Origin of the sequence: Achromobacter sp. Marseille-Q4962, from assembly GCF_943737005.1 — a bacterium.
GTDB lineage: Bacteria > Pseudomonadota > Gammaproteobacteria > Burkholderiales > Burkholderiaceae_B > Achromobacter.
Window position 1 is genome coordinate 103,923 of sequence record NZ_CALSFU010000013.1, and the last position, 22,782, is coordinate 126,704.

Below are 22,782 nucleotides of genomic sequence, written 5' to 3' on the forward strand. Positions count from 1 at the left end.
TGGAATGCGAAGACAGGCCAAGCCCGGCAACGGGAAGCGCAGGGCGTTCCCGCGGCCGCCGGGCAAGCGGCGCGCGTCTGCTCAGCCGACCTTGCGCCCGTACATGTGCCCGGCGTCGGCATCCCTGTTGCTCGGCTCGTGCCATTCCAGCGTCGCGCCGCGCTGCAGCGCGGCGTACACGGCCTCTCCCTTGTTCTTCACGTGCAGGCGCTGGTAGAGCGTGCAGGCGTGCGTCTTGGCCGTGGCAACCGAAATGTTCAGCATGCGGCTCACCGTCTTGATGGGGTAGCCGCGCGCCAGCAGCACCAGCACCTCATACTGGCGCGGCGTGATCTGCAACAACTGCGCGCCGGCGCTGATGGGCATGGCGCCCTTGGAAGACGCGTCTTCGCCGTCGCGCGCGGGCAGCGCGCACGACGGCGTGGCGGGCGCCTGCAGGGCCTGCTCGCTCGGGAAGCACTGGCCGCCCGCCATGACCAGGCGGATGGCCGCTTCCAGGATTTCGACCGATGCCGTCTTCATGAGGCAGCCGTAGACGCTGGCGCCAGGCAGCCCCTGCACGGGCATGGGCAAAGGCATGACGTCCGTCAGCAGCAGAATGCGCTTGGGCGACAACACCCGCTGGATCTCCCCCAGTGCGGTCCAGGCCTCGTCCGTGTCGACCGGCAGTCCGTAGATCAGAAGATCGGCGCCCGCGTGCGCCCCATCCGCCTTGGAGATGTCGGCCAGGCCCATTCCCTCGATTTCCCAAACATCGTCCAACTTGCTGAGTATCTGCCACAACCCCAGCCGCAACAGCGGATGGGCTTCAATCAGGACCATCTTGGCCATAATGTCCTCCCGGTTTTTTCGACAGGCCTAGAAGGGGATCTTCGCTGTGCTGAAGACTATTATTTTCAGCCCCGCGGAGCTTGTTCCGCGCCATGCGGGAATATGCGGATGCGGCATATTCATGGCATGCAGGCTGAGCAACTTTGGTAGCCAACATAACGGATGGCGTGAACCCATCTTATGGTTCGCAATGGCTAAAAGCAAGACGTTTCAGGTCGATATAATCCGACAAAAACAGTAATCATCCGTTAGCCTTAAACACTTCTCATAAATAGGAATGAGATAACGAAATCATTCTTTCCGGCGGCCGGGTTTTCCCGGGGGGGAAAATGCGCCCCGCTGCCCGGGAACCCGCCCATGCGGCCCCGCTTGCCGCAAGGGGCGCAGCCGCGGCAAGCGCGGCAGGCATGAAAAACCAGAGGGAGGGGTAACGGAAATGTTGCACGCCGCCCTGGCCGGGCGGCCCGCCGCGGGGCGCTGCCCGCCGGGGAAAGTCGCGGAGGGTTCAGTCTGGAATGCTGCCTCGGCCTTCTTCTTCCAGCCTTTGCCGCGGCAGCCGGCGAATATGAAATGCATTTTCCTGGCAAAACATCCGCCTTATTCAATCCATATAGGCGAAATCAAATACCGTATGCCCGCCCTGGTAGTGCCAATGGTGCATCGAAGCATGGCGTTTTTTCAGAAAATCGGCATAGTGGATCTCGCCATCGGTTTCCACATAAGTGGAGGGCGTCAGCTCCTCGATCCGGTTGAGCGACACTCCCTTGCCGTAGTGGCAGAACCCCTGGTATTGGGCGCAGCGGATCACCTCTCCGCCAGGCGTGACAACGATTCCCGCGTTGCGGGCCCGCATGGGGTTGCGCACGATAGGGTTGCAGGCGTGCGGCGTCCATTGCGTGGAGCGCGGCGAATCGGAAAAGAAGGCGAATAATTCGTCGCAATGGCTCTGGCCGTCGGTGCGGTCGATATTGGTGAGCAGCCACCAGTATTCGCCGTGCTTGAATATTATGGTGTCGACCGCCGATATATTCGTCATCAGCGTCATGTCGAGCTCCCACCTCAAGGGAAAATCGGTGCATTTCCAGAGCTCGATGCTGCGGTTTCCGCATGTTTCCGGAACCATGTACGTGGTCCCTTCGTATTCGAATATATACGGAAAGGATAAATGGTAGGGCAGGTTCAGCGCGGTTCCTATCAGCCGGAAGTCCCCGTCGGAGTATGTCGCGACCGAAATCGTGCCTTTGCGGGAATTAAAATCGTAGTCTTCGAAGAATATATAGGGTTTCTGGTCGCGCATATAAACAAAAGGGTCCGCGAAAAACCGACCCTTCGGGGGCTGCAGCACCATGGCCTCGGACACCACGGCCTGCTGGCGCGCTGACGGAAACATGCCGATCCGCCAGCGTATGTTCTTTTTCATGATGCGGCGCACAACGAGGTCCGCCATTAATGCCGCCTGGCGCGCGATGTACGAGGCGCTATTCCATTCCACCGGGTCCGCGCGGCGCTCGCCGCTCACGATCTGGATCACGGGCGGCGCGGCGCCCCGGCGCGACCGCGCCAGCGCCTGCAAGGCGTCGTACACCATGAAATTGCCCAGACTGAACGCGCGCGCCTGGTTCTTCAGCCAAAATACTTCGGTATTGAAGCTGCGCTGGTCCAGCAGCTCGTCCTGCTCCGCCGTCGCGCCCATGCGCCAGAGCCGCACCGAGGTGTGGTCGGCGCGCTGGTACACCTCCCAGAATCCCGCGTAGCGGCTGGTGGCCACCGCGATGTCGGAGTAGCTGAGCCGCCATACGCCCAGCGCGGCCCAGTCCCGCATCTGGGCGCGGGACGCGGCCGACGAGCCCAGCGTGATGACCAGGTCGAGGCCGAGCGCGGCCACGCCGTCGTCGCCGGCCTCAGAGGCGGGCTGCAGGTCCAGCACCGGCACGCCGGGCGGCAGGCGCTCGCGCATGTCGCCGCATTCCAGCACCTGCCTCTGCCGCGCCGGCAGCAGCCGGGACTCGAGCCGCGTCAGGGTTCCGAACAGCGCCTTCACGCCCAGCCTCGGCGCGCGCCCGTCCTGCCCCAGCCCCATCACCAGCAAGGCCGCGATCTGGAACTCCCGGCTCTGGGCGAGCCAGTCGGCCATCTCGTGCATCCACCCCGGCTGCTCGTATCCATCGACCAGCAGCCCCACTCTGTAGGTCTTCATTTCCCTTTGCTCCTGTACCGGCCATATGCGGATCGTTCGAACGCCCGGGCGCAATGCGGTCCCCGCGCACATGCACATCTGTTCCCAGCCCGATACTGCGGACTTTTGCGCGCGCCTTCCAGACGGCTTTCATCCTAGGCCCGTCGTCCGAGGACAAAGGTCGCGAATGATGCGTCCGCACTAGGACAACGCTCCCCCGAACGCCTGATTCGCCTCGTCCGAAAACCCGACGCGCGCCGCGCGCCGGCTCGCCGAAGCGGCCGAGATCCATCGGGGGTAAACCCTATTGGGGATTGCCGGGGGTTCGCATTCCGATTCGTTCGGGCGCATACTCAATAAAACAAACGTTTGAATTCAACCAAATGCAAGAATCCAAGACCTCGGGCACGCGCGAGTCGATCCTGGACACCGCCGAAGCCCTGTTCGCCCAGCAGGGACACGACGGCACGTCGATGCGGCAGATCACCACGGCGGCCGGCGTGAACCTGGCGTCGATCAATTACCACTTCGGGTCCAAGGAATCGCTGGTGCAGGCGGTGCTCAAGCGCCGGCTGGCCATCGTCAACCGCGAGCGGCTGCGCCTGCTCGACGAACTGGAGGCCCAGGCGGGAGGCAAGCCGCTCAAACCCTCGCAGATCGTGGACGCGTTTTTCGGCACGCTGCTGCGCCTGGCGGCCGACCCCAACCAGGCCGGCAGCACTTTCCTGCCGCTGCTGGAGCGCACCATGACGGACCCGTCCGATTTCATAAGGGCATTGTTCGCGGAGGAGTACGCCGACGTGCTCGACCGCTACCGTAATGCCTTGTTCGCCGCGCTGCCGGACGTGCCCCGCGCCGAGATCATGTGGCGCTTCCAGTTCATGCTGGGCGCCACGTCCTACGCCATCTTCGGCACCGACCTGCTGCGCTCCGTCACGGGCTGGACCGTGGACGAGGCCGAGCAGCCCGACAACCCGGCGCTGCTGCTGCCGCGCCTCATGAGCTTCCTGCTGGGCGGGCTGCGGGCGCCCCTGCCGCCGGCGCCCGGCAACTGACCCGCGACCCGCCACGCAAGAACCAGGGAGACAAGAACCATGACCGCAGTCCTCATCGCGCTGGCCCTCGTTGCGCTGCTGGCCGCCGTGCTGCTCGGCGTGCGCCCGCTGCGCCGCGCCCTGCTGACCGCGCCCGTGTTCCGCCTCTACCGCAAGGTGCTGCCGCAAATGTCGGACACCGAGCGAGACGCCCTGGAGGCCGGCACCGTATGGTGGGAAGGCCAGCTCTTCGGCGGACGCCCCGACTGGTCCCGCCTGCTGTCCTACCCGCGGCCGCGCCTCACGGAGCAGGAGCGTCGCTTCCTGGACACGCACGTCGAGCAGGCATGCCGCATGCTGAACGACTGGGAGGTCACCCACCGGCGCTACGACCTGCCGCCCGAGCTGTGGGACTACCTGAAACGCAATGGTTTCCTCGGCATGATCATCCCCACGTCCTACGGCGGGCTGGGCTTTTCCGCCTACGCGCATTCCGAGATCGTCACCCGGCTGTCGACGCGGTCTTCGGCGCTGGCCGTGTCCGTCATGGTGCCGAATTCGCTGGGCCCGGCCGAGCTGCTGCTGCACTACGGCACCGAAGCGCAGAAGAACTACTACCTGCCGCGCCTGGCGCGCGGCGAAGAGGTGCCCGCCTTCGCGCTGACCAGCCCGTGGGCGGGCTCGGACGCGGCCGCCATTCCCGACAGCGGCATCGTGTGCAAGGGCGAATGGCAGGGCCGCGAAGTCATCGGCATGCGCGTCACCTGGGACAAGCGCTACATCACCCTCGCCCCCGTGTGCACGCTGCTGGGCCTGGCCTTCCGCCTGTACGACCCGGAGGGCCTGCTGGGCGGCGCGCGCGACGTGGGCATCACCTGCGCGCTGGTGCCGCACGACCACCCCGGCGTGGAAACCGGCCGCCGCCACTTCCCGCTCAACGCCATGTTCATGAACGGCCCCACGCGCGGCAAGGACGTCTTCATGCCGCTGGACTTCATCATCGGCGGACCGGCCATGGCGGGCCAGGGCTGGCGCATGCTCATGGAATGCCTGGCCGCGGGCCGCTCCATTTCGCTGCCCTCCTCCAACACCGGCATGGCGCAGCTCGCCACGCGCGCCGTGGGCGCCTATGCGCGGGTGCGCAGCCAGTTCCGCATGCCCGTCGGCAAATTCGAGGGCGTGGAAGAAGCCCTGGCCCGCATGGGCGGGCACACCTATCTCGTGGATGCCGCGCGCGCCATGACGGCCGGCGCGGTGGACCTGGGCGAGAAGCCCTCGGTGGTGTCGGCCATCGTCAAGTACCACGTGACCGAGCGTGCGCGCCAGGTCGTCAACGACGGCATGGACATCATCGGCGGCAAGGGCATCTGCCTCGGGCCGTCCAATTTCCTGGGCCGCGCCTACCAGCAGATTCCCATCGGCATCACCGTGGAAGGCGCCAACATCCTCACCCGCAGCCTCATCATCTTCGGCCAGGGCGCGATCCGCTGCCATCCCTACGTGCTCGCGGAGATGCGCGCGGCCCAGGCCGACGACGCGCGCCAGGGGCTGCGCGATTTCGACCTCGCTTTCTGGGGCCATGCGCGCTTCGTGCTGCGCAACGCCCTGCGCGCCCTGGGCGCGGGCCTCACCGGCGCCCGCCTGGCGCGCGCGCCGGCCGAAGCCGCGCCCGCCATGCAGGGCTACTACCGCAAGCTGGGCCGCTATTCGTCCGCCTTCGCCCTGCTGGCCGACGCCTCCATGCTGGCGCTGGGCGGCAGCCTGAAGCGCCGCGAGCGGCTCTCGGCCCGGCTCGGCGACATTCTTTCGCAGATGTACCTGGCCAGCGCCACCCTCAAGCGCTTCGAGGACGAAGGCCGGCAGGCCGCGGACGAACCGCTGGCGCACTGGGCGCTGCAAGACGCCCTGCACCGCATCGAAGACGCTTTCGAGGGAGTGCTCGACAACTTCCCCAACCGCGCAATGGCGCGCGCGCTGCGGCTGCTGGTCATGCCCCGGGGCCGCGCCTGCCGCCCGCCTTCGGACGCGCTGGGTCAGCAAGTCGCGCGCCTGCTGATCGCGCCCGGGCCGGCACGCGACCGCCTCACCGCGTGCTGCCACCTGCCCGCCACGGCCGACGAGCCGGTGGGCGCGCTGGAACAGGCGCTGGCGGCTGCGCTGGAGGCCGAGCCCGTCGAGGCGCGCATCCGCGAGTTCGAGAAACGCGGCGGCCTGCAGGGCGATCCGCGCGCCAATGTGCGCGACATCGCCGAGGCGGCCTATGCGGCCGGCGCGCTCTCCGACGAAGAATATGCGTTGGTGAAACGCCGCAATGACTTGCGCGACCGGGTGGTGAGAGTGGATGATTTTGCCTTCGACCTGGGTGCGGCCGGCAAGGCCGCAGCCGAGCGCAAAGCGGCGTGAGGGGGCTGCATGACGTTCAAGCCGGTTTATGTCGTTGACGGTGCCCGCACGCCCTTCCTGAAAGCGCGTACGGGGCCGGGGCCGTTTTCCGCCGCCGACCTCGCCGTGCAGGCCGGGCGCGCGCTGCTGCTGCGCCAGCCCTACGCGCCCACCGACCTGGACGAGGTCATCGTGGGCTGCGCCGCCCCGTCTCCCGACGAGGTGAACATCGGCCGGGTGATCGCGCTGCGCCTGGGCGCGGGCGACCGCGTGCCGGGCTGGACGGTCATGCGCAACTGCGCCTCGGGCATGCAGGCGCTGGACTCGGCCATCGCCAACATCCAGTCGGGACGGTCCCAGCTGGTGCTGGCCGGCGGCGTGGATGCGCTGTCGCGCGCGCCGGTGCTGTTCTCCGACGGCATGGTGCGCTGGCTCGCACGCTGGTATGCGGCGCGCGGGCTGGGCGCGCGCCTGGCCGCGCTGCGCGCCCTGCGGCTGCGCGATCTGGCGCCCGTGATCGGCCTGCTCAAGGGCCTTACCGACCCCGTGGCGGGGCTTTCCATGGGCCAGACGGCTGAAAACCTGGCCACGCAGTTCGGCATCGGGCGGGCCGAGATGGACGCCTACGCGGCCGCCAGCCACCAGCGCGCCCTGGCCGCACGCGCCGCGGGCGCGTATGGCGGGATCGTTCCGATCGTCGATGCGCAGGGCCGCCTCTACGACCACGACGACGGCGTACGCGAAGACTCCACCCCCGAGAAGCTCGCCAAGCTCAAGCCCGTGTTCGACAAGCCCTGGGGCAACATCACGGCGGGCAACAGCTCGCAGGTCACCGACGGCGCCGCCATGCTGGCGCTGGCTTCCGAAGAGGCGGTGGCGCGCTGGAACCTGCGGCCGCTGGGCCGCATTCTCGACAGCCAGTGGGCCGGGCTCGATCCGGCGCGCATGGGTCTGGGCCCGGTGCACGCCGCCACGCCCATCCTGCAGCGGCACGGACTGGCGCTGAACGACCTGGACCTCTGGGAGATCAACGAAGCCTTCGCGGCCCAGGTGCTGGCCTGCCTGGCCGCCTGGGACGACGAAGCCTATTGCCGCGAGCACCTGGGCACGCCGGCCTGGGGCCGGCTCGACCGCGACCGGCTCAACGTGGACGGCGGCGCCATCGCCATCGGCCACCCGGTGGGCGCCTCGGGCGCGCGCATCGTGCTGCACCTGCTCGAAGCCCTGCGGCGGCGAGGCGGCCGGCGCGGCATGGCCGCCATCTGCATCGGCGGCGGCCAGGGCGGGGCCATGCTGGTCGAAACCCTGGAGGAACGCGCATGAACGCCCCGCAAACCTGGGCGCACTGGCGCCTGTCGCGCGACGCCGACGGCCTGGCCTGGCTCGTCTTCGACCGCGCCGACGCCGCCGTCAACGCGCTGTCGGCCCGCGCCATGGAAGAATTTTCCGAGGCGCTGGACGCGCTGGAAGCCTCGCCGCCGCGCGGCCTCGTCATCCGGTCCGGCAAGACCGGCGGCTTCATCGTGGGCGCCGACGTGAACGAATTCGCCGCGCTCGACACGCCCGAACAGGCCCGCGCCCTGGTGGCGCGCGGCTGGAACCTCTTCAACCGCCTCGCCGCCGTGCGCTATCCCACCCTGGCCCTGATCGAGGGCCATTGCCTGGGCGGCGGGCTGGAGCTGGCGCTGGCCTGCCGCTACCGCCTGGTGGCCGACTCGCCCGGCGTGTCGCTGGCGCTGCCCGAGGTCATGCTGGGCATTTTCCCCGGCTGGGGCGGCATGCTGCGCCTGCCACGCCTGATCGGTGCGCCGGCGGCGCTGGACATGATGCTCACCGGGCGCGGCGCCGATGCCCGCCGCGCCGCGGCGCTGGGCCTGGCGGACGCGCGGGTGCCGCCGCGCCTGCTGGAGGCGGCCGCGCGCCAGACCGTGCTTTCCGGCAAGCCGCCGCGCCGGGCCCGCGGCCCGGGCGGCTGGCTCAACCTCCGGCCGTTCAAGGCCATCGTGGCCGCGCGCGCCCGCAAACAGATCGCCGCCAAGGACCCCGGCGGCCATTACCCCGCCGCCCCCGCCATCGTCGAGCTCTGGGAAAAGCACGACGGCAACGCCCTGCAGGCGCCGGCGCTCATCGAGCGCATCCTCGCCTCCGACACGGCCCGCAACCTGCTGCGCGTATTCCGCCTGCAGGAGCGCCTGAAAGCCAACGGCCGGCCCGCCGGCGCGTCGCCCGTGCGGCGGGTGCATGTCGTGGGCGCGGGCGTCATGGGCGGCGACATCGCCGCGTGGTGCGCGCTGAAGGGCATGACGGTCACGCTGCAAGACCAGGACATGGCGCGCATCGCGCCCGCCCTCGGGCGCGCCGCCGCCCTGTATGCGCGCCGCCTCAAAGACCCGCGCGCCGTCCGGGCCGCGCTCGACCGCCTCGTCCCCGACCCGCAGGGCGCGGGCGTGCCGCGCGCCGATCTCGTCATCGAGGCCATCAGCGAGAACCTGCAGGCCAAGCGCGCGCTCTACGCCGCGCTGGAGCCGCGCCTGAAAGACGACGCGCTGCTGGCCACCAACACGTCCAGCCTGTCGCTCGAGGCCCTGCGCGAGGGACTGGCCCGCCCGGAACGGCTGGTCGGCATTCACTTCTTCAACCCCGTGGCCAAGATGCCGCTGGTCGAAGTCGTGCATGCCGGCGAACCCGGCCCCGCGCATGCGCGGGCCTGCGCCTTCGTGGGGCAGATCGACAAGCTGGCCCTGCCCGTGCGCAGCGCGCCCGGCTTCCTGGTCAACGCAGTGCTGGCGCCGTACCTGCTGCAGGCCATGCGCGCCGTGGACGAAGGTCTGGCTCCCGAAACCGTGGACGCGGCCATGACGCGCTTCGGCATGCCCATGGGGCCGCTGGAGCTGGCCGACACGGTGGGCCTGGACATCGCGCAGGCGGCCGGCGCGCAGCTCGCCGGGGGCGCCGGGCCGCCGCGCTGCCTGGCCGAGCGGCTGGCGCGCGGCGACCTGGGCAGGAAGTCGGGCAAGGGTTTCTATGGCTGGAAAGACGGCAAGCCGGTCAGGAGCGCGCGGCCGGGCCAGGCCGCGCCGGCGGGCCTGGCCGAGCGCCTGATCCAGCCGCTCATCGACGCCACGCGCCGGCGCATGGACGAAGGCGTGGTGGCCGATGCCGACCTGGCCGACGCGGGCGTCATTTTCGGCACGGGGTTCGCGCCCTTCACGGGCGGCCCCTTGCATTACCAGCGGCGCGCCGAGCGGGGCGCCCAGCGCGGCGCCGCCGCGCGCCAGCCAGAATAAACGGCCCATGCACGCCTTGCGGATGGCACGAGCCCACAAGACCGGAACCCGAAACCGGCAACACCAGAAAACCACTCCGTTCCCAACACGAGGAGGCAGTACCATGAGCAGATGCACATTGACCCTGGGCACCTTGTCGGCCGTCATCGCTGGCCTCGGAGCGTGCGCGGGAGCGCACGCGGCGGGCTTCCAGCTCCTGGAGCAGAACGCCAGCGGCCTGGGCAATGCCTACGCCGGCTCGGCCGCCAATCCCGAAAACGCCAGCATCATCTACTACAACCCCGCCGGCATGACCTACCTGCCCGGCTTCAACATTTCCGCCGGGGTCAATCTCATCAAGCCATCGTTCAAGTTTTCCGACAACGGCGACAGCCGTAATCCCAGCGTGCCGGGGCTGCCGGGCACGGGGCTGGGCGGCGCGCGCCCCACCGGCGGCGAGGGCGGAGACGCCGGCAATCTCGGCGTGGTGCCCAATCTGTACGCCTCGTGGCAGCTCAACGAACAGTGGTACCTGGGACTGGGCGTGGGCGCGCCTTTCGGCCTCATGACGGAGTACGACGACGACTGGGTGGGCCAATACCACTCGAACAAATTCGAGATCAAGACCATCAACGTCAACCCGTCCATCGCCTACAAGGTCAACGACCAGTTCTCCATGGGCTTCGGGCTGAACTGGCAGCACATCGACGCCAACTACAAGAAAAAGACCGTGGTGCCGCTGCCCGGCCTGCCCCTGGCCAGCACCGGCGACGCCGACCTGAATCTCAAGGGCGACGCGTGGGGCTGGAACGTCGGCTTCATGCTGCAGCCCACCGAAGACACGCGCATCGGCCTGTCGTACCGCTCCAAGATCACCCACCGGGCCAAGGGCGATACCGACATCACCAGCATCTACCCGACCGGCAGCTCGGTGTCCTTCGACGCCAAGACCCGCGTCACGCTGCCCGATACGCTGGTGCTGAGCGCCACCCACCAGCTCAACGAAAAATGGGAACTGCTGGGCGACGTCTCGTGGACGGGCTGGAGCAGCATTCCCGACCTGAAGATCCGCAACTCGGGCACGGGCGCGCGCGACGACGACCTGCCGCTCAACTTCCGCGATACCTGGCGCGTGGCCATCGGCGCCAACTACAAGTTCGCGCCGGCCTGGAAATGGAAATTCGGCCTGGCCTTCGATCAATCCCCGGTGCACCACGCCGAAGACCGCCCCACCTCGCTGCCGGACAACGACCGCTACTGGTTCTCCACCGGCGTGCAGTGGCAGGCCACCAAGAACACCACGCTGGACGTGGGCTATACCTATCTCTATCTGCGCAAGACCGACATCGACACCACTTCGGGCAACCAACTAACCAAGGGCCGCGTGGCGGGCACTTACGACAGCAGCGGCCACATCTTCGGCCTGCAGGTGTCGTCGCGCTTCTAAACGTCCCCGGGCGGCGGCCGGCGCCGCCCGCATTCTCAGGAGACAAACGTGAGCAAGTTCGCCGTCAAACACGTCGCCGTACTCGGCGCGGGCGTCATGGGCGCGCAGATCGCCGCCCATCTGGCCAATGCCGGGGTGCCGGTCCTGCTGTACGACCTGGCCGCCGCCGAGGGCGACCGCAACGGCGCCGTCAGGAAGGCCATGGCCGGCCTGGCCAAGCTCGAACCCGCGCCCCTGGCCGGGGCGGCCCGGCTGGCCCTGATCACGCCCGCCAACTACGACGACGACCTGGAGCGCCTGCGCGGCTGCGACCTGGTCATCGAAGCCATCGCCGAGCGCATGGACTGGAAAACCGCGCTGTACGAACGCATCGCGCCGCACGTGGCCCCGGACGCCATCGTGGCCTCCAACACCTCGGGCCTGTCCATCGACGCCCTGGCCCATGCCCTGCCCGAGAGCCTGCGCGAGCGGTTCTGCGGCATCCATTTCTTCAACCCGCCCCGCTACATGCGGCTGGTGGAAATCATCGCCGCCCCGCATACCCGGCCTCCGGTGCTGGACGATCTCGAAACCTGGCTCACGACGCGCCTGGGCAAGGGCGTGATCCGCGCGCTGGACACGCCGAACTTCGTCGCCAACCGCATCGGGGTCTTCTCCATCCTGGCGGCCATGCACCACACCGAGCGCCTGGGCCTGGGCTTCGACGAAGTGGACGCCCTCACGGGGCCGCGCATCGGCCGGCCCAAGAGCGCCACGTACCGCACCGCCGACGTGGTGGGGCTGGACACCCTGGCCCACGTGGTGGGCACCATGGAGCAGAACCTGCCCGACGACCCGTGGCACCGGTATTTCCGCCTGCCCGGCTGGCTGTCGGCCCTGATCGCGCGCGGCGCGCTGGGCCAGAAGAGCGGCGCCGGCGTCTACCGCAAGGCGGGCCGCGAGATCCAGGTGCTCGACCTCGCCGCGCAGGACTACCGCCCCAGCGCGGGCAAGCTGGCCGACGAGGTGGCCGCCCTGCTCAAGGAGCGCGACCCCGGCAAGCGGTTTGCCGCGCTGCGCGCCAGCGCCCATCCGCAGGCCCGGTTCCTCTGGAGTCTGTTCCGCGACATCTTCCACTATTGCGCGGCGCAGCTCGGCAGCGTGGCCGGCAACGCGCGCGACCTCGACCTGGCCATGCGCTGGGGCTTCGGCTGGTCGCAGGGCCCCTTCGAGACGTGGCAGGCCGCCGGCTGGCAGGCCATTGCCCAGGCCGTGGCCGAGGACATCGCCGCCGGCCGCGCCATGAGCGACACGCCGCTGCCCGCCTGGGCGACCGACCCGTCGCGCCAGGGCGTGCACACGCCCGAAGGCTCGTACTCGGCGCGCGACGGCAAGCTGCATCCGCGCTCCGCGCTGCCCGTGTACCGCCGCCAGCTCTACCCCGAGCGGGTCTATGGCGAAGCCCCCGACTCCCGCGGCGAAACCCTGTGGCAGAACGAGGGCGTGCGGCTGTGGCGGCTGCCCGAGGCCGACCCGGGCATCGCCATCCTGTCGCTCACCTCCAAGATGCACACCATCGGCGGCGAGGTGCTCGACGGCATCCAGCGCGCCATCGCGCTGGCCGAGCGCGACTTCGACGGGCTGGTCATCTGGCACGAGGCGCCCTTCGCCGTGGGCGCCAACCTGGAGCAGGTGTCGCAGGCCTGCGCCGCCGGCCAGTGGGACATGCTGGAAGCCATGGTCGAAAAATTCCAGCGCACCTCGCTGGCCTTCAAGTACGCGCAGATTCCCACCGTGGCCGCCGTGCAGGGCATGGCGCTGGGCGGGGGCTGCGAATTCCTGATGCACGCCTCGCACCGCGTGCTGGCGCTCGAAAGCTACATCGGGCTGGTGGAGGCCGGCGTGGGCCTGATCCCGGCCGGCGGCGGCAGCAAGGAGTTCGCCGCCCGCGCCGCCGCGCTGGCGGCCCGCACGGCCACGCCGGCCGAGGTGTTTCCCTACCTGCAGCCGGTGTTCCAGACCATCGCCATGGCGCAAGTGGCCAAGAGCGCGCTGGAAGCGGTGCAGGCCGGCTTCGCGCGCGAACACGACATCGTGCTGTTCCACCCCGACGAGCTGCTGCACGTGGCGCTCGCGCAGGCCCGCGCCGCCGCCGATGCCGGCCATGCGCCGGCGCCGCCGCTGACCGGCGTGCCGGTGGCCGGCCGCGCCGGCATCGCCAACTTCGAGATGATGCTGGTGAACATGCGCGAAGGCGGCATGATCAGCGCTCACGACTACCGCGTGGCCCGCAGCGCCGCCGTGGCGCTGTGCGGCGGCGAGGTCGACGCCGGCACGCGGGTGGACGAGGAATGGCTGCTGGCGGTGGAGCGCCGCGAGTTCATGGCGCTGCTGCGCACGCCCGAAACGCAGGCACGCATCCGCCACACCCTGGATACCGGCAAGCCGCTGCGGAACTGACACCGTCCCGCGGCCCCATGGACGCATGAGGAATGATATGAACACGCAGATTCAAGACGCCTACATCGTCGCCGCCACGCGCCTGTCGGTCGGCAAGCGCAACGGCGCCTATGCCCACACCCGGCCGGACGACATGCTGGCGGCCGCCCTGCGCGGCGCGCTGGCCCAGGCGCCCGGCCTGGACGCGGCCCGCATCGACGACGTGATCACCGGCTGCGCCATGCCCGAGGCCGAACAGGGCATGAATGTCTCCCGCATCGGCCTGCTGCTGGCCGGCCTGCCGCAAAGCGTGGCGGGCGTGACCGTGAACCGCTTTTGCGCCTCCGGGCTGCAGGCGGTGGCCGACGCGGCCGCGCGCATCCGCATGGGCGAGGCCGACATCATGATCGGCGCGGGCGCCGAATCCATGAGCGCCATGCCGCAGATCATGGGCAACAAGGTCGCCATGAACCCCGCCATCTTCGAGCACGAGGAAAACCTCGGCATGGCGTTCGGCATGGGCCTGACGGGCGAAAAAGTCGCCGAGCGCTGGAACGTATCGCGCGAGGACCAGGACGCCTTCGCGCTGGCCTCGCACCAGAAAGCCTGCGCCGCCATCGCCGCGGGGCATTTCAAGGCCGAGATCACGCCCTATGAAACGCTGCGCCGCCAGCCCGGGCCCGGCGGCGCCGTCGCCGAAACGCGGCGACTGGTCGAGGTGGACGAAGGCCCGCGGCCGGACAGCACGGCCGAGGCCCTGGCCAGACTCAAGCCCGTGTTCGCCGCCCGGGGCAGCGTCACGGCGGGCAACAGCTCGCAGATGTCCGACGGCGCGGCCGCCGTCATCCTCGCCTCGGAGCGGGCGGTCAAGGAGTTCGGGCTCGCGCCGCTGGCGCGCTTCCTGGGCTATGCGGTGGCGGGCGTGCCGCCCGAGGTCATGGGCATCGGCCCCGTGGCGGCCATTCCGAAGGTGCTGCGGCGCGCGGGCATCGCGCAGGACGCGCTGGACTGGATCGAGCTCAACGAGGCGTTCGCCGCGCAATCGCTGGCGGTGATCCGCGAACTCGGCCTGGATCCCGCCAGGATCAACCCGCTGGGCGGCGCCATCGCCCTGGGCCACCCGCTGGGCGCCACGGGCGCGATCCGGACCGCCACGCTGGTGCACGGCCTGCGGCGCACCGGCGGCAAGTACGGCATGGTCACCATGTGCATCGGCACCGGCATGGGCGCCGCCGGACTGTTCGAGGCGCTGTGAAACCGCACTGGCTCACGCGCGTTCCGCCGGCGTGGCGCGCGCGCCTGATGCGGGTGGGGTTCAACCTGCATCCGGCGTTCCGCGCCACCGGCGGACGGGTGCAGTACGTGTCGCCCGACTTCCTGCACGTGCGGATCAAGCTGCCCCTGCTGCGGCGCACGCGCAACATCGTGGGCTCGATGTACGGCGGCTCGCTCTTCGCGGTGACCGACGGCGCGCACCCGACCATGCTGATGGCCGCGCTGGGCCCGGATCACATCGTCTGGGACAAGGCCGCGTCCATCCGCTTCCGCAAGCCCGCCTACACCACGCTGTATGCCGATTTCCGGATCGAGCCCGGCGAAATCGCAGAAATCCGCCGCATTCTGGCGCGCGATCACGAAACCACCCGCAACTACACGGTGGAACTGAAGGACAAGGACGGCGTGGTGTACGCCGTCGTCGAACGCACCATCTACATCGCCGACAAGGCTCATTACAAGCGCAAGACCCAAGGAGGAGACTCATGCCAGTCTATTTCGGACGAAGGCTCGCGGCGCTGACCCTGCTGCTGTCCGCCGCGCTCGCCGCTCCCGCCTGCGCCGCGGCGGAGGTCGCGGGCGTGGCCGTTGCGCCTGAGGTGCAGGCGCAGGGCCAGACCCTGGCGCTGGTCGGCGCGGGCCTGCGCAGCAAGTTCATCGTCAAGGTCTACGTGGCGGCCCTCTATGCCGCCCGGCCCGGCCGCGACGCGCGGGCCCTGATCGAGAGCCCGGCGCCGCGCCGCCTGCGCCTGCAACTGCTGCGCGACGTCGATGCCGCCACGCTGGACGAGGCGCTGCAGGAGGGCCTGCGCGACAACACCGCCGCAAACGAACTGGCCGCGATGCAGCCCTCCGCCCGGCGCCTGACCGGCCTGCTGACGGCCCTGGGAACGCTGCGCGAGGGCGACGTGATCGACCTGGACTTCGACGCGCGGGGCGTCGAGGCCGCCCATGGCGGCAAGCCGCTGGGCCGCATCGACGACCCCGCGTTCGCGCGCGCCCTGCTGCGCGTCTGGCTGGGCGACAAGCCCGCCCAGTCCTCCCTCAAAAAGGCCCTGCTCGGCGGCTAGGGCCGGCCGACACTAGGAATCCGCGCCCCATGGAAAGAATCTGGCTCAAGAGCTATCCGCCCGGCGTTCCCGGCGAGATCGACCTGGACCCGGCCGCCACCCTGGTTTCGCTCGTGCGCGACAGCTGCGCGCGCTTCGCGGCGCGGCCGGCGTACCTCAGCATGGGCCGCACCCTGACCTATGCCGGGCTCGACGGGCTCACGCGCGATTTCGCGGCCTGGCTCAGGCAGCAGGGATTGCGCAAGGGCGACCGCGTGGCCCTCATGATGCCCAATCTGCTGCAGTATCCGGTCTGCCTGTTCGGCATATGGCGCGCCGGGTGCGTGGCGGTCAATTGCAATCCGCTCTACACCGCGCCCGAGCTGCATCACCAACTGGTCGATTCGGGCGCCCGCGTCATCGTGGCGGCCGAGAACTTCGCCGCCACGCTGCAAGCCGCCTTGCCCGGCACGGCGCTGGAGCGGGTGGTGCTCACCTCCATCGGCGAGCTGCTGGGGCCCGTCAAGGGACGGCTGGTGGATTTCGCGGTGCGCCGTGTCAAGCGCATGGTGCCGCCCTTCCACCTGCCCGAAGCGGTGCGCCTGCGCACCGCGCTGCGCGCGGGCGCGGCCGCGCCTTTGCGCGAGCCCGAGCTTGCCCAGAGCGACCTGGCCTGCCTGCAATACACGGGCGGCACCACCGGGGTTGCCAAGGCGGCCATGCTGTCGCACGGCAATCTCATGGCCAACGTGAGTCAGGCTCATGCCTGGGTGGCGCCCCTGGTCCGCGAAGGCGAGGAATGCATCGTCACGGCGCTGCCGCTCTATCACATCTTCGCGTTGACGGCCAATTGCCTGACTTTCCTGAAAATCGGCGCCAGCAATCTGCTCATCGTCAACCCGCGCGACATCTCCGGCCTCATACGCGAAATGTCCAGGACGCCCTTCAGCGCGTTCACGGGCGTGAACACGCTCTTTAACGCGCTCCTCAACCATCCGCAGTTCGCCAGCCTGGACTTTTCGCGCATGCGCCTTTCGATGGGCGGCGGCATGGCCGTGCAGCGCGCCGTGGCCGAACGCTGGCGCGCCGTCACGGGGCGCTCGCTGGCGCAGGCTTACGGCCTCACCGAAACCTCGCCGGCGGTGACCATCAACCCGCTGGACGTGCAGACGTTCACGGGCTCCGTGGGGCTGCCCGTTCCTTCCACCGACCTGTCCGTCCGCGACGACGAAGGACGCGAGCTCGGCATCGGCGAATGCGGCGAAATCTGCGTGCGCGGGCCGCAGGTCACGCGCGGCTACTGGAACCGCCCCGACGAAACCGCCCTCGTCATGCATCCCGACGGCTATCTGCGCACAGGCGACGTGGGCTATGTGGACGAGAACGGCTACGTCTTCCTGGTGGACCGCAAGAAAGACATGATCCTGGTGTCGGGCTTCAACGTGTACCCCAACGAGGTGGAAGATGCCGCCGCACTGCATCCCGGCGTGCTCGAGGTGGCGGCCGTGGGCGTGCCCGACGAGCGCTCCGGCGAGGCGGTCAAGCTCTATGTGATCCGCCGCGACCCGGCGCTGGACGCGGAAACGCTGATCGCCCACTGCCGCACCCAGCTCACCGGCTACAAGGTGCCCAAGTACGTCGAGTTCCGCGACGCGCTGCCGCGCTCCAGCATCGGCAAGATCCTGCGCCGCGAGCTCAAGCCCGAAGCCGCCGGGTCGGCCGCCCGACCCTGATCGCCGGGGCCCCGGCAGCGTCCGACGCGCCGCGCCGTCCCGCGGCCGGGCGCTGTCGCATCCGCCCGACAGTGGGGCGCGCGCCAGCACCCGGCCGCGGGACGGCGCAAGCCCTTGAAAGACAATCGCTTTCATCCCCCGGACCAGGCGGACCGGCGGTTTTTTTTACATCTGCTTGCCCGGCCGGAACGCCGCAATGATTCCTTCTACGGTTGAGACTCATTACGATTGCCATTCGCAATAATTTCAGATTATTCCGAAGGCAACACCGCTTCTGGAGCTCCCCATGCCGTTTTCCTCCCATCCCTCCCCGCGCGGGCTGCAATGGGCCGCGCTGGCCGCCTGCCTGGCCGCCGCGCCCTTGCGGGCGCAGACCGCCGCCGACGCGACCACCGTGCTGCCCGCCGTGCAGGTGACCGCCACGGGCGAAACCGCCACCGGCCCGGTGCAAGGCTATTCCGCCTCGCGCAGCGCCGCCGGCACCAAGACCGACACGTCCCTGGCGGAAACCCCGCAGGCCATTACCGTCATTCCCCTGGACCAGATCGTCGACCAGGGCGCGCAGAACGTGCAGGACACCATGAACTACGCGGCGGGCGTGCGCCCCAATGCGTATGGCGTGGACAACCGCGGCGACTATGTGCGGGTGCGCGGCACCGAGCCGGTGCAGTACCTGGACGGCCTGCGCCAGTACATCGGCAGCAACAATCCGCGCACCGAGGTGTACGGCCTGGAGCGCGTGGAGATCCTGCGCGGGCCGGCCTCGATGCTCTACGGCCAGGGCAGCACCGGCGGCGTGGTGAACCTGGTCAGCAAGCGCCCCCAGCCCGAGGCCATGCGCGAAGTCGGCGTCAGCGTGGGCAATTACGACCGGCGCGAGATCCGCGCCGACCTGACCGGCCCGCTGACCGAGGACGGGCAGTGGCTCTACCGCATCGTGGCGCTGGGCCGCGACAGCGGCACGCAGATGCAGCATACCGACGACGACCGCCTGTACGTCGCCCCTTCCCTCACCTGGCGGCCCAGCGCGGCCACCTCGCTCACACTGCAGGCCAGCTGGCAGAAAGACCGGCTGGACTCCACCCAGGGATTCCTGCCCTGGGACGGCACCGTGCAGGAAAACGTGAACGGCCGCATTCCGACCCGCCGCTTCACCAGCGAGCCCGGCTTCGACAAATACGACACCGAGCAATTCAACGTAGGCTGGCTCTTCGAGCACAAGTTCAACGACAACTGGACCTTCCGCCAGAACTTCCGCAATAGCGTCAGCCGGGTCGATTACGAAAGCATGTACCCGAACGTGTACGGCGCGGCCCGCGGCAACCCGTATATCGACGCGGCGCAGCAGACCGTGGACCGCTACTTCTACATCAACAGGCCGCACATGCGCACACTGCTGGCCGACCAGAACGTGGAAGGCCGGGTGCGCTGGGGCGCCACCGAGCACACGGTGCTGGTGGGCCTGGATTACTCCCGCTTCCGGCAGACCAGCCAGAGCGCGAGCGGCCTGGGCACGCCGCTCAATCTCTACCACCCGGTCTACGGCAACCTGCCCGATTACGCGCTGTCGGACGCGCCCAAGCAGAAACAGCAGCAGATCGGCTTCTACGCCCAGGACCAGATCCGTTTCGGCCGCAACTGGATCGTGGTGGCGGGCATTCGCCGCGACCGCGCCGACAGCACCACCGAAGGAGAAAACCGCGAAACCGACTTCGCCACCACCAAGCGGTTCGGGATCATGTATGCGGCCGACAACGGCTGGTCGCCCTACCTGAGCTACAGCGAATCGTTCACGCCGATCGCGGGCGCGGACTTCTACAACCAGCACTGGAAGCCCATGCGCGGCAAGCAGTACGAGGCCGGCATCAAATACATGCCCGCCGACGGCGCGCTGTCGTTCACCGCGGCCGCCTATGACCTGCGCGAAAAGAACCGCCAGACCAACGACCCCGACAACCCCCAGAACCAGGTCCAGACCGGCAAGACCCGCACGCGCGGCGTGGAACTGGAACTGCGCGGCCGCGTCACCAAGTCGGTGGACGTGATCGCAAACTACATCTACACCGATATCGACCCGCAACTGGAAAGCCTGCCGCGCCACATGGCATCGGTATGGAGCAAGTACCGCTTCAACGTGGCCGGCATGGAAGGCTTCGCCGTGGGCGCGGGCGTGCGCTGGCTGTCGGCCTTCCGCGACGGCGGCGCACCGGAAACGCCCTCGGTCACGCTGTTCGACGCCATGGTCAGCTACGACCACGGCCGGTGGCGCTATGCGCTCAACGTGAACAACATTGCCGACCGCAGCTACGAAACCGTCTGCCTCGACCGGGGCGACTGCTTCTACGGCGCGCGCCGCACGGTGATGCTGAGCGGCGCCTATCGGTTCTAGGCGCGCCATCTTCCGGGCCGGAACGCCGCGCGGCGTCCCGGCCCCGCCTACCACTGTCCGAAAAACACGCCCGCCCGCTTGTGGGCGTTGGTGCCGCCCGCCACCGCCTCGTCGCTGATGGTGGTGCGGACGCGGCCGCGCAGCATCCATTCCAGCAGGCGGTGGCGCAGCTCGTCGCGCACGCCGGCGTGCGCCGAGCTCGCGCCCAGGTCCTGGAACTCTTCCGGGTCGGCGTGCAGGTCGTACAACTGCTCGGGCTCGTCCAGCCAGTACACGTAGCGCCAGCGGTCGGTGCGCACCGACCAGGCCCGCGCGTTGCGCGGCGTCTTGCCGCGGGCCAGCCGCGCCTGCCGGAAGCTGTAGTCCAGCTCCGAGAACACGCAGTCGCGCCAGCCCTGCGGCTGCGCGCCGCCGTGCAGCAGGTCCTGCAGTTCGCGCCCTTCGAGCCGGTGCCAGGGCCGGGGCACGTCCAGCGCGCGCAGCACGGTGGGCGCCAGGTCCACGCTCTCGACCATGTCGTCCAACGCCCGGCCCCGCGTGGCGTCGGCCGCCGCCGAGGGGTCCATCACGATGAAGGGCACGCGCTGCACCGTGTCGTAGAACAGCTCCTTCTCGCCCAGCCAATGGTCGCCCAGGAAATCGCCGTGGTCGGCCGTGAACACGATGAGCGTATTGCGCATCAGCCCCGCGCCCTCCATGTAATCGAACAGGCGGCCCAGGTGGTCGTCCAGCTGCCGGATGAGGCCCTGGTAGGCCGGCCGCACCGTGCGCACGCACTCGTCGCGGGAAAAGCTGACGCTCTCCTCGTGCTGGCGGTACGCCGCCACCACGGGATGGGCCTGCTCCAGCTCGGCGCGGTTGCGCCGCACCGGCAGGCACTGGTCGGCCGTGTAGCGCCGGTGATAGGGATCGGGCGCCATATAGGGCCAGTGCGGCTTCACGTAGCTCAGGTGCAGCACCCAGGGCTGCGAACCGCGGCGCTTCATGAAATCCAGCGCCTGGCCGGTCATGTAGGCCGTCTCCGAATGCGCCTCCGCCACGCGCGAGGGCAGATGCACGTTGCGCATGTTCCAGCCGCTGACCACCTGGCCCGAGGCGTCCACGCCAGCAATGACGTAGTCCGTCCATGGGTCGGAACTGTCGTAGCCGTGCCGACGCAGATAGGCCGGATAGCCGCTCTCGGCGCCGGGCTCGTGATGGCCGTCGTAGCGGTCCAGCTCCACGAAGCCGCCGCGTTCGAGCAGCACGCCCAGCTCGGAAGCGCCGTCGATCGACAGGCGCTCCATGCCCGCCCGGTCCGGAATCACGTGGGTCTTTCCGGCCAGGGCCAGCTCGCGCCCCTGGCCCGCCAGGTATTCGCCCAGCGTGATTTCGTTGATCGACAGCGGCACGCGGTTCCAGGTGGCGCCATGGCGCGAGGGATAGCGGCCGGTGTAGAAGCTCATGCGCGACGGGCCGCAGACGCCCGAGTTCACGAAAGCGCGGTCAAAGCGCACGCCGCGCGCCGCCAGCGCGTCCAGGCTGGGCGTTTCCAGATAAGGATGGCCATAGCAGCTCAGGTGGTCGGCCCGCAGCTGGTCGGCCATGATGAACAGCACATTGCGCACCTCGCTCATGCCCGTCCCCTCATTGCTCGGCCTTGAAACCGGATGCCCGCACGACCGGCTCCCATTGCTTGCGGTAAGCCTCCAGCGCGGCGGCGGTGTCGGCCGGGCCGGCCGACACCGGCTCCAGGTACGCGGCCCGCACCACCTCCTGCAGGGCCGGCTCGCGCAGCGCCTCGGCGATGTCGCGGCCCAGACGCTCGACCTTGGCCTGCGGCATGGCGGCCGGCGCGAAAAAGGCGTTCCAGCCGTCGGCGGCCAGGTCCACCCCGGCCTCGCGGAACGTGGGCACGTCTTCGAGATCGGGGTCGCGCGTCTGGCCCGAGGTCGCGAGAATGCGGATCTTGCCGGCGCGGTGCTGCGGCAGCAGCGTGTCCAGCGTGTCGATGCCCTGCGGCAGGATGCCGCCGATCAGCTCGGAAATCAGGGGCGCGGACCCGCGGTAGCCCACCACTTCCGGCGTCTGGCCGAGCGCGCGCCCCAGCATCAGGGCGAAGAAATGCGGCAGGCTGCCGGTAGCCGGCACGCCCACGGCGAACTCCCCAGGGTGGGCCTCGAGCGCCCGCCGCAAGCCGGCCACGTCCTTCACCGGCGAGCTGGCCGCCACCGCCAGCGCGAACTTGTACCGGCTCACGAGCGAAACCGGCTTGAAGTCGGCCCTGGCGTCGTAGCCGGGCTTGTCGTAGACCAGCGGCGCCACCACCATCACGGCCGGATTGGCGAGCATCAGCACGTTCTGCCGCGCATCGGCCGCGCGCAGCCCCTGGGCGGCGATGCGTCCGCCCGCGCCGGTCTTGTTCTCCACCACCACCGACACGCCCACCCTGTCCTTGAGGCGCTCGGCCACCAGCCGCGCAATGCGGTCGGAGCTGCCGCCCGGCGGGTAGCCCACCACGATGGTCAGCGGTCCGTCCAGGGGCGGGGACGACGCCTGGGCATGGGCCGCGGGCGCGGCGGCCAGCAACGCCAGCGCACAGGCCGCGGCCCATTTCTTCATACGTTCTTGCATGGTCTTCTCCTTGGGGGCCGCGCCGTCCGGGCCGGCAAGCGGCTTATCGTTCCGGCATGGGCGCGATGGCTTTGTCCATGCCTGGCCCATTCGCAAATAGGCAAAATGAATTTAGCAATGCGGGCTTTTGTTGATCTAATCCAGTACTTTCCATAACGACATGCATGCC

Annotated in this window: 15 protein-coding genes; 11 read left to right on the forward strand and 4 right to left on the reverse strand. The window is 69.2% G+C overall.

The features are described 5' to 3' along the window. Positions 1–81: 81 nt before the first annotated feature. On the reverse strand, positions 82–831 hold the full coding sequence (locus tag NGJ44_RS13270) for a response regulator transcription factor (protein WP_251864206.1): 750 nt from the start codon (positions 829–831) through the stop codon (positions 82–84). Between the two features lie 601 nt (positions 832–1,432). Further along, entirely contained in the window at positions 1,433–3,028 is a 1,596-nt protein-coding gene (locus NGJ44_RS13275; protein WP_251864207.1) for a glucosamine inositolphosphorylceramide transferase family protein, read from the reverse strand. 362 nt (positions 3,029–3,390) lie between these two features. Between NGJ44_RS13275 and NGJ44_RS13280 the strand changes: the two genes are divergently transcribed. From NGJ44_RS13280 to NGJ44_RS13330, 11 genes are all read left to right on the forward strand, one after another. Further along, entirely contained in the window at positions 3,391–4,062 is a 672-nt protein-coding gene (locus tag NGJ44_RS13280; RefSeq protein WP_053246194.1) for a TetR/AcrR family transcriptional regulator, read from the forward strand. Between the two features lie 39 nt (positions 4,063–4,101). Beyond that, entirely contained in the window at positions 4,102–6,444 is a 2,343-nt protein-coding gene (locus NGJ44_RS13285) for an acyl-CoA dehydrogenase (protein WP_251864208.1), read from the forward strand. Between the two features lie 9 nt (positions 6,445–6,453). After that, on the forward strand, positions 6,454–7,746 hold the full coding sequence (locus NGJ44_RS13290; protein WP_251864209.1) for an acetyl-CoA C-acetyltransferase: 1,293 nt from the start codon (positions 6,454–6,456) through the stop codon (positions 7,744–7,746). Next, positions 7,743–9,710 (forward strand): 3-hydroxyacyl-CoA dehydrogenase NAD-binding domain-containing protein, encoded by a 1,968-nt coding sequence (locus NGJ44_RS13295; protein ID WP_251864210.1) that lies wholly within the window; start codon positions 7,743–7,745, stop codon positions 9,708–9,710. The genes NGJ44_RS13290 and NGJ44_RS13295 overlap by 4 nt, the downstream gene beginning before the upstream one ends. Positions 9,711–9,813: 103 nt before the next feature. Then, the gene (locus NGJ44_RS13300) at positions 9,814–11,136 is read left to right on the forward strand and encodes an OmpP1/FadL family transporter (RefSeq protein ID WP_053246192.1); all 1,323 of its coding nucleotides are present in this window, start codon (positions 9,814–9,816) and stop codon (positions 11,134–11,136) included. 48 nt (positions 11,137–11,184) lie between these two features. Further along, positions 11,185–13,575, forward strand: coding sequence for a 3-hydroxyacyl-CoA dehydrogenase/enoyl-CoA hydratase family protein (locus NGJ44_RS13305; protein WP_251864211.1), 2,391 nt, complete (start codon positions 11,185–11,187; stop codon positions 13,573–13,575). A gap of 37 nt (positions 13,576–13,612) precedes the next feature. Beyond that, positions 13,613–14,809 (forward strand): acetyl-CoA C-acyltransferase, encoded by a 1,197-nt coding sequence (locus NGJ44_RS13310; protein WP_251864212.1) that lies wholly within the window; start codon positions 13,613–13,615, stop codon positions 14,807–14,809. A 47-nt stretch (positions 14,810–14,856) separates the two neighbouring features. Beyond that, a complete protein-coding gene (locus tag NGJ44_RS13315) occupies positions 14,857–15,351 on the forward strand; it encodes a DUF4442 domain-containing protein (RefSeq protein WP_502802130.1) in 495 nt (164 codons plus the stop codon). Next, positions 15,315–15,899, forward strand: coding sequence for a chalcone isomerase family protein (locus NGJ44_RS13320; protein WP_251864214.1), 585 nt, complete (start codon positions 15,315–15,317; stop codon positions 15,897–15,899). Before NGJ44_RS13315 ends, NGJ44_RS13320 begins: the two co-directional genes overlap by 37 nt. Positions 15,900–15,928: 29 nt before the next feature. Continuing rightward, a complete protein-coding gene (locus NGJ44_RS13325; protein WP_251864215.1) occupies positions 15,929–17,611 on the forward strand; it encodes an AMP-binding protein in 1,683 nt (560 codons plus the stop codon). 286 nt (positions 17,612–17,897) lie between these two features. After that, positions 17,898–20,000, forward strand: coding sequence for a TonB-dependent siderophore receptor (locus NGJ44_RS13330; protein WP_251864216.1), 2,103 nt, complete (start codon positions 17,898–17,900; stop codon positions 19,998–20,000). A gap of 47 nt (positions 20,001–20,047) precedes the next feature. Here NGJ44_RS13330 and NGJ44_RS13335 read toward each other — a convergent pair whose 3' ends face one another. Beyond that, entirely contained in the window at positions 20,048–21,616 is a 1,569-nt protein-coding gene (locus NGJ44_RS13335; protein ID WP_251864217.1) for a sulfatase-like hydrolase/transferase, read from the reverse strand. A 10-nt stretch (positions 21,617–21,626) separates the two neighbouring features. Beyond that, positions 21,627–22,601 carry a Bug family tripartite tricarboxylate transporter substrate binding protein gene (locus NGJ44_RS13340; RefSeq protein WP_251864243.1) on the reverse strand — a complete coding sequence of 325 codons (975 nt, stop codon included), beginning with the start codon at positions 22,599–22,601 and terminating at the stop codon, positions 21,627–21,629. Positions 22,602–22,782 lie beyond the last annotated feature (181 nt).